General features: G+C 36.8%; 15 protein-coding genes. 3 read left to right on the forward strand and 12 right to left on the reverse strand.

Going from position 1 to position 14,548, the window contains the following annotated elements; genetic code table 11:
- Positions 1-53: 53 nt before the first annotated feature.
- The 3 genes from B8967_RS16100 to B8967_RS16110 all read right to left on the reverse strand — a co-directional run bounded on the left by B8967_RS16100 (position 54) and on the right by B8967_RS16110 (position 2,036).
- Positions 54-863, reverse strand: a complete 810-nt coding sequence (locus B8967_RS16100; protein ID WP_047489343.1) for a glucose 1-dehydrogenase — start codon at positions 861-863, stop codon at positions 54-56.
- 73 nt (positions 864-936) lie between these two features.
- Positions 937-1,410, reverse strand: coding sequence for a GNAT family N-acetyltransferase (locus B8967_RS16105; RefSeq protein WP_084086748.1), 474 nt, complete (start codon positions 1,408-1,410; stop codon positions 937-939).
- Between the two features lie 8 nt (positions 1,411-1,418).
- Positions 1,419-2,036: a DUF1684 domain-containing protein gene (locus B8967_RS16110; RefSeq protein WP_084086749.1), complete on the reverse strand. Its 618-nt coding sequence runs from the start codon at positions 2,034-2,036 to the stop codon at positions 1,419-1,421.
- Positions 2,037-2,168: 132 nt separating this feature from the next.
- Here B8967_RS16110 and B8967_RS16115 point away from each other — a divergent pair, with 132 nt between their 5' ends.
- On the forward strand, positions 2,169-3,749 hold the full coding sequence (locus B8967_RS16115) for a GMC family oxidoreductase N-terminal domain-containing protein (RefSeq protein WP_084086750.1): 1,581 nt from the start codon (positions 2,169-2,171) through the stop codon (positions 3,747-3,749).
- A gap of 1 nt (position 3,750) precedes the next feature.
- On the opposite strand, the gene B8967_RS16120 is transcribed toward B8967_RS16115, so the two are convergent.
- The 4 genes from B8967_RS16120 to B8967_RS16135 form a co-directional block, all read right to left on the reverse strand.
- Entirely contained in the window at positions 3,751-4,617 is an 867-nt protein-coding gene (locus tag B8967_RS16120) for an AadS family aminoglycoside 6-adenylyltransferase (protein WP_084086859.1), read from the reverse strand.
- A 3-nt stretch (positions 4,618-4,620) separates the two neighbouring features.
- Positions 4,621-5,019, reverse strand: a complete 399-nt coding sequence (locus tag B8967_RS16125; protein WP_047489356.1) for a hypothetical protein — start codon at positions 5,017-5,019, stop codon at positions 4,621-4,623.
- A gap of 76 nt (positions 5,020-5,095) precedes the next feature.
- The gene (gene mqo / locus B8967_RS16130; RefSeq protein ID WP_084086751.1) at positions 5,096-6,601 is read right to left on the reverse strand and encodes a malate dehydrogenase (quinone); all 1,506 of its coding nucleotides are present in this window, start codon (positions 6,599-6,601) and stop codon (positions 5,096-5,098) included.
- Between the two features lie 298 nt (positions 6,602-6,899).
- Entirely contained in the window at positions 6,900-7,922 is a 1,023-nt protein-coding gene (locus B8967_RS16135; RefSeq protein ID WP_052188629.1) for an NAD(P)H-dependent glycerol-3-phosphate dehydrogenase, read from the reverse strand.
- Between the two features lie 244 nt (positions 7,923-8,166).
- Here B8967_RS16135 and B8967_RS16140 point away from each other — a divergent pair, with 244 nt between their 5' ends.
- Entirely contained in the window at positions 8,167-9,201 is a 1,035-nt protein-coding gene (locus tag B8967_RS16140; RefSeq protein WP_047489554.1) for a M23 family metallopeptidase, read from the forward strand.
- A 154-nt stretch (positions 9,202-9,355) separates the two neighbouring features.
- Here B8967_RS16140 and B8967_RS16145 read toward each other — a convergent pair whose 3' ends face one another.
- From B8967_RS16145 to B8967_RS16165, 5 genes are all read right to left on the reverse strand, one after another.
- Positions 9,356-10,531: an MBL fold metallo-hydrolase gene (locus tag B8967_RS16145; protein ID WP_084086752.1), complete on the reverse strand. Its 1,176-nt coding sequence runs from the start codon at positions 10,529-10,531 to the stop codon at positions 9,356-9,358.
- 18 nt (positions 10,532-10,549) lie between these two features.
- Positions 10,550-11,203 carry an NAD(P)-dependent oxidoreductase gene (locus B8967_RS16150; RefSeq protein ID WP_047489365.1) on the reverse strand — a complete coding sequence of 218 codons (654 nt, stop codon included), beginning with the start codon at positions 11,201-11,203 and terminating at the stop codon, positions 10,550-10,552.
- A 59-nt stretch (positions 11,204-11,262) separates the two neighbouring features.
- Entirely contained in the window at positions 11,263-11,673 is a 411-nt protein-coding gene (locus tag B8967_RS16155; protein ID WP_047489369.1) for an Rrf2 family transcriptional regulator, read from the reverse strand.
- A 66-nt stretch (positions 11,674-11,739) separates the two neighbouring features.
- Positions 11,740-12,690 carry a hypothetical protein gene (locus tag B8967_RS16160; RefSeq protein WP_084086753.1) on the reverse strand — a complete coding sequence of 317 codons (951 nt, stop codon included), beginning with the start codon at positions 12,688-12,690 and terminating at the stop codon, positions 11,740-11,742.
- 157 nt (positions 12,691-12,847) lie between these two features.
- Positions 12,848-13,282 carry an FKBP-type peptidyl-prolyl cis-trans isomerase gene (locus tag B8967_RS16165; protein ID WP_052188618.1) on the reverse strand — a complete coding sequence of 145 codons (435 nt, stop codon included), beginning with the start codon at positions 13,280-13,282 and terminating at the stop codon, positions 12,848-12,850.
- Positions 13,283-13,504: 222 nt separating this feature from the next.
- Between B8967_RS16165 and B8967_RS16170 the strand changes: the two genes are divergently transcribed.
- Positions 13,505-14,515 carry a catalase family protein gene (locus tag B8967_RS16170; RefSeq protein WP_084086754.1) on the forward strand — a complete coding sequence of 337 codons (1,011 nt, stop codon included), beginning with the start codon at positions 13,505-13,507 and terminating at the stop codon, positions 14,513-14,515.
- The last annotated feature ends 33 nt before the right edge of the window (positions 14,516-14,548 follow it).

The following is a 14,548-nucleotide window of genomic DNA, read 5'->3' on the forward strand; positions in this document are numbered from 1 at the left end:
CATCCTCTACTTTGAAATTTTAAAACCTGCCAAACCCAACTTATAACTCTCACCTATCCTCCGGTTGAAAAGCTCTCAAACGTAGTCATTCCCCCATCAACAAAAATGCTGGTTCCGGTTATATAATCAGCAAGGTCACTGGCGAGAAATGCTGCTAAGTTTCCTATATCTTGCGGCTGTCCGATTCTGTTGTAAGGGATAAGGGTAAGAAGGGCATTAAGTGCTTCAGGAGTTTCCCAGGCCCCTTTATTTATTGGAGTTTGGATTGCTCCCGGACAAATAGAATTGACCCGGATCCTATCCGCTCCGTATTCCTGTGCTAAGGTCTGCATCAGCATTCTGACAGCCCCTTTACTCGATGCATAGTTGGCATGTCCTGCCCAGGGAATAATTTCATGAACGGAACTGATGTGAATAATTTTACCACAGGCAATAGATCGGGATGGATCAATACCCCGACGGAGAAATTCTTTGACAGCTTCTCTTGCACAGAGGAATTGCCCCGTCAGGTTGACACCAATCACGGCATTCCATTGATCTATTGTCATCTCTGTAAATTGGGCATCTTTTTGAATTCCTGCATTATTAACCAGTATATCCACGGTACCCAATTGAGAGACAACATCCTGAAACATGGCAATGACCTGGTCTTCTTTAGAAACATCACACTGGTAGGTGATACCTTTCCCTCCTGCATCGGTAATTTCTTTTAAAACAGCCTGTGCCTCTTCTAAAGATCTTTGTGAAGAGTGATTGACAACAACGGCAGCGCCTGCGGCAGCCAAAGATTTTGCAATTCCTGAACCTATTCCACTGGAGGCTCCTGTAACGATAGCCACCTGATTACGAAGTGATATTTCCATGTTTTGTCATTTGGTGATACTCAAAGTTATGGAAAGAAATCAGGAGGATGGGAATTTTGAATTTAAAATTTTCTTAAAGTTTCTTGTACATAAGATATTGAGGTCCACTTCTTCCGATTCTCGTTTTCCCTTCATAGGAATATCCCGCTTTAAGGTAAATATGATAGGCTGACTCATTTTTCTGATTCACAGCAAGAACAATTTCATTGCAATCTTTGAAATGATTTCTTATAAAATCATCCACTTTCATCATGGCTGTTTTTCCTATTCCTTTTCCCTGCATTTCAGGATTTACAGATAATGATCTCACCAGAACAGAATTTTTATTATCAGTCAGTTCGAGCTTATCTTGACCAAAATCAAGTACGAAAAAGCCGACAGGATTTCCATCCTCAAAAATGGTAACAGGAAATGCATCATGATCATCCCTTTCTTCTATTCTCTGCAAAGCTTCTTCTGCTAATGCTGTAAATTGTGATTGCTTTTCGTCCAGCGTATATGTAATGGCTGAAAGATGTTCCGGAGTAAAAAATTCTAAGCTTACCATAGTCAAATTTAGTGATGATAGATATCTTCATACATTACCCCTGCACGTATTTCCACAGGAAGTTTATTTTCTTCAGGCACAATAGGACAGTTATAATCGTAGGCATTGTAAGCACAATAAGGGTGGTAGGACTGATTAAAATCCAGTACTATTGTATTTCCTTTTGGAATTTTCAGATCCAAATATTTTCCCCCACCATAGGTTTCTTTTTCATTGGTAGCATCCCGGAATGGAAGAAAAAGATAGTCCTGATATTTCTTCTGCTTAATTAAATCCAGGCTTTGGTATAAAGTAAGGGTATAAGGCTTTCCGTCCAGCTTAAAGCTTGCCTTTCCATATTCCTGATAAGACTTTGTTTTCCCTGAAGAAGTGGGAAGATCAAAAGGTTTTGTATCTTTTGATTTAACAAATTTTGCCGTAATTCTATATTTCATATCGATTGGAAAGAAAGGATGTTCTTTAAAATTTTTAAAGTTATCTCCCCGCAAAGGCGTTTCTTTCGGATTCAGATATTCAGCATTGAGTTCTTTCTGAAATTTTTTCACATCCATCACTTCTTTAGAAGTCGTTTTTTGGGAAAAAGCCCAGAGAGGAAGGATCAGAAAGAGCCATATAATTTTTTTCATAAATGCTATAAATTATAAGTAAAACTATGAATTTTTCAGGGTATAAACAGTTAAAATTATAATAAAAAGTATAATCTGTTTTAAATAAAACACGCTTTTGTGAAGTTAGCATACTTTTGAGAAGCAAAGCTCATGGACAGGAAAAAATTCATTAAGACAAGTGTATTAGCAGTATCAGGCTTTTATTTTCTTCAATCTAATCTATTCCGGGCTGCAGAGCGGACAAGCGATAAGCAAAACAAAATTATAGAAGCTCCGATTGTTATCATTGGTAGTGGGTATGGAGGGGCTGTATCCGCTTTACGTCTTTGTGAAGCCGGAAAAAAAGTAGTGTTGCTGGAAATGGGGCTCAACTGGGAAAAGTCAGGAATTCCTTTTTCTAACCTGCTGAAACCGGGAAAAAGTTCTGCTTGGCTTAAAAAGAAAAGCATTGCCCCATTCATGAATATTTTTTCTTTAACTCCTTTTACCGGAACCCTGGACCGTTTAGATTTTGATCATATTAATATCTGGGTTGGACGGGGTGTTGGCGGTGGATCGCTCGTTAACGGAGGAATGGCAGTAACTCCTAAAGAAAGTTATTTCAAAGAAGTTTTCCCCCAGCTGGATGCAGAGAAGTTTTATCATCATTATTTCCCTTTGGTTCACGAAGAGCTTAAGGTAAATATCATTGATGAGGAGTTTTTAAAAGACTGTCCTTATTACAAATTTACACGGGTGGGAGAAGAGGAAGCTCATCAGGCTGGTTTTAAAACGATGAGAGTTCCCAATGTATATGATTTTAAATATATGGAGAAAGAATTTCGAAATGAAGTTCCCCGCTCTGCTCTTAATACTGAAGTGATCTATGGAAACAATCATGGTAAAAACAGTTTAGACAAAACCTATCTTAAGAAAGCACTGGAAACGGGAAATCTTGAAATTCTTGATCTTCACCGGGTAGATGATATAAAACTGAATGATGATAAAACCTATAGTGTAAACGTACAACAGACTGATACATCAGGCACTCTAATTGCTGATAAAATATTCCATTGTAAAAAGCTTATTCTTGCTGCAGGTACAATGGGAACTTTACAGCTTCTGTTGCGATCCAATGCTGTAAACGGATTACCTCTTCACGAAGGCATCGGAAAAAACTGGGGTAACAATGGGAACTTTATGACCGGAAGGAATTGGGTAAAGCCTCTGTCCGGAGGAACAGGAGCAAAGCAATCTACCATTCCGGTAGGTGGTATTGACAACTGGGATGATAAGGAACATCCCTTCTTTACTGAGATTGCACCTTTACCTATGGGAATGGATGTAGCCACTGCCTTGTATTTATTAATTAACAGGGTTGATAAAAAAGGAGAAGTGACGTATGATACCATCAATCGGTCTCTGAAGTTGAATTGGGATGAAAGCCATACGGTCAAAATGAAGGAAAATGCCAAATACTTTGTCAGAAAAATGAATAAAGCCAATGGAGGAACCAGAAGTCATTTCCTGTTCAATAATGGTTTTGGAGCAGATGTCTGCTATCATCCGCTCGGAGGATGTGTACTGGGTGAAAACACTAATGAATATGGTAAATTAAAGGAACATGAAAATCTCTATGTTTTAGATGGGTCATTAATCCCCGGAACAATTGGAGTAAATCCTTTTGTTACCATTACTGCCATTGCAGAATACTGTATTGAAAACCTGATCAAAGGGAGTGAATTTGCTTAAATCACGGCATTGATTTTACTTCAAGAAGATAAGTTCTGATGTCACTTTCAAGTTTAGAAGGATACGTAAAGTTCAGTTTTTGAGCTAAAGCAGTTCCCAGTTCATGAACCAGGTCAGCGAAAGCAAACAGAGCAGTCCAGTTTTCATCAATGGAACTTCCGGAAAATGTAGCCTCCATTCTACTCCATAAATCTTCCGGCAGGTATTTTTTAAAAAGCCTTCCATGCTTATTGGTAGTCATGTTATCCCAGTTATGGTCGTTACCAATATGCCATTCAACCAGACTAACCAAATATTCTGCTCTCAGGATATTCTCAGACATGAATTTAGCATAAAAAATATCACCCCGTTTCAGACATTTTGCCACATAGGTGGTATCCCACCAGAAATCATTCATCAGCTGTTGAAATTCTTTTTCATCAGGCTTATGAATCATGATAGACTGATAAGTGGGAGGTTTCAGATCTTTTGTCAGGCCATCTTTATCAATCAGCACTTTATATCCTACATCCCAATCTTCTGGAAGTGCTCCTTTTTGTACTTCTTCCATAAATTCAGACACCTGATACAGCTTAAAATCAACTTTTACATGATCTCTGTACAAAACCATTTTCATGGCATGTCTTCCTTCAAAAACAGTATCATCTTCCTCAATCATAGAAATGGGATCTCCAAAAAGCTGAAGCCAGCTATTTCCGGATTCATAGTCTTTTCGGCTTTCAAAAACCAGTTCTACATCAAGATCACTCAGGTCATCTACCGGAGCATAAGGATTCACCAATGAACTGGTCAGAAGAACAGCCCGGATATCGGGATTGTTTTCAGCCCACTGAATAATTTGTTCCAGCTTTTCCTCTCTTATTTTCATCATTCAGAATTCTGATATTTTTACACGATACACATCTGAAGAATTTCTCTTAATAGATTCTACAAAGAACCCTCCTTCTTCAGGAATCACTTCTTTTAAATCAAAACTTTTACAGTCTTTCGGAAGCCCCGAGAATATCAGGGTAAACCAAAAATCTTTCATGAAGGGAACCGGTGTCCAATAAGGGGAAATTGAGATATTTTCTGCATGAATCAGCTTACTTCTATGCTCAGACTGATTATCAAAAAGATACGTGGAATGCCAGATCCTGATCAGGTTTCCCAGGAATGGTGATGCCGGAAAACAACAATGTATAATCACCTGTTTCTCCTCTTCTATTTTTGTTTGAAGAGACTCCAGGAGTTCTTTTGCTATGAGCGGCTTTACAACTACTTCTTCCACCTTTTTATAAGTAATAAGTAGTAAGCAATGAGTAATTCTGCTTGTATTGCTTACTACCCATTGCTTACTGCTGATGTTAATATTCTAATTCTAATTTTTCTTTTGTATAATTTCTCACCTCTTCAGTAAGTTCCGGATGTTCTGCCAATTTCTTCCCGTAGGAAGGAACCATTTCAAGCAATTTACTTTTCCATTCTCCCTGAATTTTTTCCGGGAAACATTTTTCAAGAACATTCAGCATAGCATATACCGCTGTGGAAGCCCCTGGTGAAGCCCCCAACAAAGAAGCAATAGTACCACTCTTGTTTACAACCACTTCAGTTCCAAATTCCAGTTTACCTCCTTCTTTTTCGTCTTTTTTAATAACCTGAACTCTCTGTCCTGCTACTTTCAGTTCCCAGTCTTCCTCTTTGGCATCTTTTACAAATTCTCTCAAATGCTGCATTCTCTGGGATTTTGTCATGGCAACCTGCTGAATAAGGTATTTTGTCAACGGGATATTATGCCACCAGGCACCAAATAATGATTTTAAATTTTTTGTATTAACACTTTCAGGTAGATCAAGGTAACTTCCTTCTTTCAGGAATTTTGTTGAAAACCCTGCAAAAGGCCCAAAAAGAAGAGCTTTCTCGCCATCGATAATTCTAAGGTCAAGGTGTGGAACAGACATTGGTGGGGCATCCACTGTTGCCTGTGTATATACTTTAGCCTGATGTTTTTTTACCAGCTCCTGATTATGGCTTACCAACCACTGTCCTGAAACAGGGAAACCTCCATAGCCTTCGCTTTCTTTAATATCCGAACTGTCTAATAACTGAAGTGCATATCCTCCGGCTCCGATAAATACAAAATCAGCAACAACCTCCTGTTTGTGGCTATGAATTCTGTCTTTTACCTTCATTTCCCATTTACCGTCTTCTCTTGGGTCAATATCTTTCACTTCATGGTATAAGAAAACCTCTACATTAGAATCTTCAAGCAGGTGTCTTCCCATTTTTCGGGTTAACGTTCCAAAGTTGACATCCGTCCCCATATCCATTTTCGTAGCTGCCATTATTTCAGATTGATTCCTTTTACTCATTACCAAAGGAATCCATTCTTTCAGTTTCTCATGATCGGAAGAAAATTCCATTCCCGAAAAAAGAACAGAATCAACCATTTTATCATGACGCTTTCTAAGATATTCCGCATCTTTTTCACCAAATACCAAACTCATATGTGGACATGAATTGATAAACTCTTTAGGCTCTTTGATATATCCCTTTGTAATCAGATAAGACCAAAATTGTTTTGAAATTTCAAATTGTTCAGCAATACTTTCTGCTTTTGTTATATCAATGCTGCCATCCGGTTTTTCAGGGGTATAGTTTAGCTCACAAAATGCAGAGTGTCCTGTTCCGGCATTGTTCCATGCGGCTGTACTTTCTTTAGCAAATCTTCCGAGTCTTTCGAAGATCGCAATTTCAAGGCTGGGATCAAATTCATGGAGCATTGTTGCTAAAGTGGCGCTCATAATTCCGCCACCTATCAGTACAACGTCATATCTAGGTTTCGGCGTTCTGCTTGTAAGCGATTGTGACATAATTTTAAATTTTACTTCAAATTTCGGGAAAAGTTTTAAAAAGAGAAACGATTTTAACACGTTAATTTTTCAGGAAACAGACTTCTTTAGTAAACAACAAAAAATCATGGAAAATTTCAATACGTCTTCATTGAAATGATTGATAATAGCAACATTTCAAATAGTAAAAACTCAAAAATACAGTTCCGGGGCTCAGCTACTATCTTTGATCATCACAGAAATAAATCCATAAAAAAACCCAAGCTGGGAGGCTTAGGTTAAAATATATTAAAACAAGGTTTATGCAAACCTTCTTTTTTTAATTCAGTTTCGCTGTCAGTTTTTTAAATTGCTTTTCAGCATTTTTACCTTCATAAAGAATAGCATACACTGTATCAATAATTGGTAATTTAAGTTTTTTCTGTTTTGCTGTTTTATAGATGGAATCTGCGGCGTAATATCCTTCTGCCACCATATTCATCGATTGGATTGCCGATTTTACGGTATATCCTTTCCCGATAAGGTTTCCTAAGTTTCTGTTTCTTGAGAAAAGTGAATAAGCGGTTACCAAAAGATCTCCCAGATAGGCACTTTCATTCACATCTCTTGGTGCTTCATAAATGGCTTCCAGGAAGGTTTCCATTTCACGAATCGCATTGGATACAAAAACTGCTGTAAAGTTATCTCCATACCCCAATCCACTTGCTATTCCGGCTCCAATGGCAAAAATATTTTTAAGAATAGCACTGTATTCATTTCCTAAAATATCTTTACTGGTTTGAACTTTGATAAAATCTGAACTGAAAATTTCTTTTAGCTTTTCAGAAGTTTCATCCTCTACCGTTGCAATTGTAAGATAAGAAAGCCTTTCCATTGCTACTTCCTCTGCATGACATGGTCCTGCTATAACCGCCTGATTTCTGAAACCAATTTTAAATTCATCACGTAAATAGTGGGCTACCACATCATTTACTTTAGGAATAATTCCTTTAATAGCAGAGATAAAGATTTTATCTGAATACTCACACGTCATTTTATCTAACGTATCAGACAGGTAAATGGATGGCGTTGCCAAAACAATAACATCACAGGCAGAAACCAATTCATTAATATCCGTGGTCAGTTTTAAACTTTTAAGATTAAAATGAGCCGCTGTAAGATAGGTGGGGTTATGTCCACGAAGCTCAATCGCTCCTTTTACAAACTCACTTCTTACACACCAGTGTACAACTTTACAGTTTTCAACAAGCATTTTTACGATAGCGGTTGCAAAACTTCCGCTTCCTACTACCCCTACAGAAATATCTTTTTTATTCTTTTTTGGATGAGAAGATTCTGACATTATTTTCTTTTTAGCCATAAATTGGAATGTGAACTGCAAAGATATTAAAACATAGACGTAACAAAGCTTTTGAAACAATGATAAAAGCCATTTTCTGAAAAAATTAACACTTAAACACAATTAAATATCTAATTATACGTTAAATACAGAAAATCATGAATTTTAATTAAAAATAAGTCACAAAGACTAATTTTAATTAAATTTGCAGCTTCAAAACCGTTTTAAACTTACTAAGAGAGGAAATATGAAAAAATTTCTAAACAGCAAGAAGAACGTAAACATTCTCCTCGGAGGGCTTTTACTAGTAGTTTTTGCACAAGGGATATGTATTGCCAAGTTATTCTCAGAGAAGGATGACAAAAATTACGAAGTAAACCTTGTAAAAATAAACACTGAAAGGGACAGTGTAGATTATTTGAAAATGAAAACAGATCTTAATCTTGTAGATCAGACTGTTTCACAGCTCAATTCTTTCCTGAAATCTAAGGACATTTCTAATGAAAAACTGATGGTTCTCAGCCAGGACAGCATTTCAAATTCTATTTATCTCGCCAAACAGGCCAACCGATATAGTCAGTATTTAATGGATCTGCAGAAAAAACTAATGCAGGTTCCCCTGGGAATGCCTACTGACGGATATATTTCATCAAATTTTGGGATTAGAAAAAATCCTATTCCATATAAAACTGTTTATGCTTCTGTAAAAACAAGTGCTGCCACAGAGTCTAAGCCTGTAGTGGCAGCAGCTCCAAAGCCGGAAGTAAAAGCTGAACCTGTGGAAAAAATTATTGAAGTGACAGACAGCTATGGTATTAAAAGGGAAATCAAGGTAATGGTAACTCCAAAAGCGGCTCCTGTGGCTGCTGCTCCCGCTCCCACTGCTGCAAAAGCTGTTGCCGGTACCACTTCTTCTTCTAAGACCATCGCAACTGCTGAAAAAAACAACCCACCTGCTGAAGCTGATCAGATGCAGTTTCATAAAGGATTAGATATTGCTGTTGCATATGGTTCTGATGTAAGAGCTGCCGCTGCAGGAACAATCATTTTTTCCGGACAGAAAGGAGGTTATGGAAACTGTGTTATTGTTTCCCACGGAAATGGATTAGCAACTCTATATGGACATTTATCACAGCTTGTTTCAAAAGTAAATGATAAGGTAAAAGTAGGCCAGGTAATTGCAAAATCCGGAAATTCAGGCCGTTCTACAGGCCCTCACCTTCACTATGAAGTACACAAAAACAATACTCCGGTTAATCCGAAGCTGTTTATGAATTTATAAAAAAAGGCTGTCCCATCGGACAGCCTTTTTCTTGTTATATCCAATTAAAAACTTTGTGAGTTATGAAATTGATATGTATTTCATACTAAGTTTTATTGTTTATATCTTGATCTTAAAGATGCTAAAAAATAGAATCAATAGGCAGATTCTTTTTTTATTTTAAAATCTTCAGAGTTCCTTTCGGATGAGTAAATGTACCGTCAGGTCCTGCAATATTTGAATATATTATATTTTTATTATAATCCTGAATATGGGTTACATTAAAACCCAGATGAGGTTCATGCCAATATACCATAAAAACATTCTTAGCCACTTCTACTGCAGTATATTGCACCGTATCTGTGGTATCTTTCGAAGGTCCGGCTGTTCCAAGGAATGACATGGTTTTATTATCTTTAAAATCAAGGATGAATTTTGTTGTTCCAAAATCTACCTCTACTTTATTTCCAATCGCCGGATAAGGTGATTTTAAATCCCAGGCCATTTCTCCCATAAACACTTTCACACCCATTTCCAATTCCTCTTTTCCGGGAAGAGTGGTATATTTTTTCACCATAAAATCTACAATGGCAGAGCTTGTTTTATTTTCTGTAACTGCTTTTTTATAGTTTTCAAGATAACCTTTAACAAAATCCAGGGACTGAGGAGAAAGTGACTGTTCTGAAAAATGGGAAGGAATCACCTGCTGAGGTTGTAAAGCTTTCATAGCATCAATCTGTGCTATCCACTGATCAATAGCTTTTACATTTTGAGTATCGGCCATCCAAAGATGTGAACCTGTAGAAACTGAAATTCCTCCAGCCACTGTTTTTAAAGACGGGATCCAGAGAAAACTATGGGCAGGATCTTCAGGATTCTGTCTGATCTCAATTTTATTTCCTTCAAGATCAGGAATGGCAGTAACAGCTTCCGGAACTATGATTTCTGAAGGAGCATCTCCTTTCATCTGTGGTTTCCAAACGGCCATCTTATCATCTTTTGAAGCAGCTATCAAATAGGCAGTCTGAGCTGTTGAAATAATCCTAGCATTTGGAAAGGCTTTTTTGATCACATCCAATCCAAAATAAAAATCTGGGTCACTATGTGAAATATAAACGGTTTTCAGATTTTTACCTGTTGCTTTTATTTCTTTCACCAATTGTTCCGCATATTGTTTCTGAAACTGAGCATCAACAAGCATGGCATCTTTATCCCCATAAATGATTGTTGAGGTAATGGAAAAAATTGCTTTAGATCCGGGATTATAGACTTTTACCTTAAGGTTACCAGCCCATACAAGACTTGCAAAACCAAGCATTACTGCCAAGGATAATAATTTCTTTTTAAACATATTTGTTATTTTTTATAATTAGTAAGCGGCTGTAAAACGTTCACGGATGTGATTATTCTGTTCCAATTCATCTACTAAAACTACGGCTACATCTTCAACAGAAAGACGGCTTCTTCCGTTGTCGTCAAATACGGGAGTTTCCAATGATGTCCTATACTGTGCAGTTCTTGCTCCTACATTAGCCTGATTCATTTCTACTGCCGGGCTGAAGAAAGTCCAATCCAATGTATTATTTTCTTTGATTTTGTTTAAATAATCTCTTGCTGCCGTTGCTCCCGGTTTGTATGCTTCCGGGAAATCAGGAGTATCCACAATCTGTACGTTGTCCGGAGTATATAGGCTTCCTGCTCCCCCCACTACGATAAGTCTTTTTACGCCTGCCTGTCCTACTGCTTTTTCAATGTTTACAGAACCATTTAAGAAATCATTATAAAGGTTTGGATTCGTCCATCCGGCATTGAAAGCACTGATTACAGCATCACTTCCTTTTAGAGCATCTGCCAATTCATCTACATTGTTTACGTCAACACTTTTTGCCGTTACATTCTCTTGTGTTTTCACCTTCGATGCATCTCTTACCAAAGCTTCTACCGAATACCCTCTTTCAGTTAATTCTGTTACCACGTGTGCTCCTACAAATCCTGTTGCACCTATTACTGCTACTTTTTTCATAATGTTATATTTTAAATTAAATTGTAATAAAATTTGTTACATTTATAGTTAAAAAAATTTTATTCGAACTGATCAGCGAATTCTCTCAATGATTTATCTCCTAAAAAGTTAACTACCAATTGATCTGTTTCTTCAAATAATGTATTTAAATGAACATTGATTTCCTTTCCAACGCTACATGCAGGATTGGGATTCTGATTTTTTTTGCCCAATACTTCTGTATTTTTTACCGCTTTATAGATCTCAGAAATTGTAATCAATTCTTCATTCTTTGCCAGCTGGCTCCCTCCTTCTTTTCCTTGTCTGCTAGCAATAAGACCCGCTTCTCTCAATACACTCATCTCCTTTCGGACAATTACCGGATTTACATTGATACTACCGGCAATCCATTCTGAAGTGAGCCACTCCTGAGGACTTTTTGCCAATAAGGTCATAATATGTACTGCCGTAGCAAATCTTGTATTGTTCATTATAATTACATGGCAAAGGTAAGCATTTTTTTAATTGTAACAAATTTTATTACAATTATTTTTTTCTTACAGTATAAGACGGTCCAGGTCCAATAAGAGATAACTTATATTTTGATTGATCTTTCGGGTAGCAGACTGCATCTGGTTGAGCATCGATGCACGACTGTGAAGATCTCCGGCCCTGTAGATCCCCCCATCACTGAAAATCACCGACTGATCAGCAGCATCTTTATTACCGTCAAACTGATAATGCAGCCATATTTCTTTTATGTTGGCGATAATAGATTTTTTTTCCATGCTTGAAAACCTTTTCTCGGTATACATATACCAAATAAACGGAGGAAAATTCGATGATCCCAATTTTTCTGTCCAGATATCCCTCAGCAGATTTCTATTATGGATAAATTCCACTTTTCTTCCTTTCGGGTTAAGTGTTGCCAACCCAAAGCCGGCTCCTAAAGCTCCCCCGCCAATATCAATTGCATTACTCCATCCATCACTTTTTACAATACCACCGGCTATGGAAGCTGCTGCCCCCGCGATGATAGAATATAAAATCAGTTTATTATTTCTGGAACTGTTAAGATCATTTACATAATTTTCAATTTGCTCTACCCTTTCTCCTTCACAATCAAATTCTGCGGCAACAGCATCCAATTCCGTTAAGGAAATAGCAATCTTGTTATTGATCTTTCCTTTAAGCTGTAAAACTTTAAGCTGGGAAGTAATAGAAGAGTCTTTTTTAAGCTCTATAATTTTATATACCTCATCCAGATTATTCAAGGCATTCAGGATCAGAATACTTTGCTCAGAAAGTACATTTTTAAGTTCTTTATTAGCTGTCAGAATGGAGTCAGAATTATACGAAGGCAGTTTGTTAATAAAGTTGTATTTAAAGGGTGCCTTACAATAGCTATCCTTCAGGGTCAATATATTCTGTTGAATAGCCTGAGTTTTTCTGGAAACACAAGATATCATTAAGCTAAAAATAGCCAAAAGGTAGAATAGATTTTTCATTCATTTATAAAATTTGTGCAGTATCTGAATGACCATAATCATGATTGACTGTTTCCAGACAACTATGTTTTTATAATGATTCATTTATACGAATATAATACAAATAAAAAAATTTACCTGAGTTCAGGTAAATTTTTTAATCTATTTTTAAGAAGAATTATTTAATATCCAGTAATTCAACTTCAAAAACAAGCGTACTGTTAGGTCCGATTTCTTTGCTGATTTCCTGATCTCCATAGGCTAAATGCGGAGGAATAATCAATCTCCATTTGCTTCCCACCGGCATAAGCTGAAGAGCTTCTGTCCATCCTGAAATTACTCTGTTTAAAGGAAAAGATGCAGGAGTACCTCTTTTTACAGAGCTATCGAAAACTTTACCTGAAATAGTAGTTCCATGATAGTGGCATTTTACAGTAGACTTAGGTCCTGGCTTGGCACCATCTCCTTCAGTAATGATTTCATACTGCAAACCGCTTGGCAATTGTACAACACTTTCTCTCTTACCGTACTCTACCATATATTCCTTACCATCGTTAAGGTTTTTTTCTGCCAATTCTTTTTTACGTTTAAATAACAAATCTGCTACTCCCATACTTTAATTTTTTACAAAGATAAGATTTGTTGCCGGAAATTGGAAGTCAGAAACAGGAAGTATTATCAATCAGGCACTTAAAAGTATTTATTCTAATCCTGTTTCTTAATACCGTTTAATATTTCAGCTTTCGGTGCGTCATCTCAGTAAAATTCAAACATTTGTAATACTCAGTTAACACAGATTCCGAAACTTGGCGTTATAATTGAATTTAAAAACTAAATGCCAACACCACTAAAATATAATAAGAAATTCGATGAACTCAATGAAGAGGAAAAGAAGCTTTTGGAGATCAATAAAAAATCGATTGCAGATTTTGTTGAGCAATCCTCTTCTATCAGTGATGTCAATTATGCTACAAGAAATGCTCATGCAAAAACCTATGCTGTAGCTGAAGGAACATTATGGGTGAATCCCAATATTCCAGAATCGCTGCATGCTTTTTTTGATAAAGAGAAATTTGATCTTATCATCAGGTTTTCCAATGCTCAGCCCACCATTAATAATGCTAAAAAAGATATTCCTGCGTATGGAATGGCAGTACAGATTAAAGATGAAAATGGAGGCCTTCTTGCCAATTTTCCATTGGCCAATTTTCCTTTATTCCCTGTTAATTCTGTTTCCACTTTTTTAAAGCTATTTACTGCTATCAACAGATCGTATATGAAAAAATGGAGTGGTCTATTTCCTATACTCGCTCAGGCAGTTAAAATAATCCCTGCAGTTTTAACGGGTTCTTTCTTAAAAAATATGGTAAAGCTTCTGCGCAAGAAAAATGATTTTATTCTGTCCTTTGATTATCATTCAGTAGGAGCCTACCGTCTTGGGGATTATATGATCAAGATAAAATTAAGCCCAAAATCTGTAGATAAGAATATGGGTAAGAATCAAAAAATAAAAGATACCTTAAAAACTTATTTTCAGACTCATGACTTCACAGCTGATGTTTTGATCCAGTTCTGCTATGACTTAAAAGATCAGCCTATCAATAAGCTGAATGTGGAATGGAAAAACTCACCTTATGTTAAAATTGGTGAACTGAAGATCAATAAAGGTTCTTTACTTAACGCACAAACCTGCACGAATGAACTGCTTTCATTCAATCCTTTTGAAAGCAAAACTATTTTTCAGCCCGTAGGAAAAATACAGAAGCTTCGGGACGAAGCATACAAGGTTTCTGTACAGACCAGAAGGAAAATAAATAAACTCTTACATGGAAAAGGAGCTTTATAAATCAGCCTGACACTAAGAAAGACTGTCATGATA

Source organism: Chryseobacterium sp. YR221, assembly GCF_900176315.1.
In the GTDB taxonomy this organism is placed as follows: domain Bacteria; phylum Bacteroidota; class Bacteroidia; order Flavobacteriales; family Weeksellaceae; genus Chryseobacterium; species Chryseobacterium rhizosphaerae.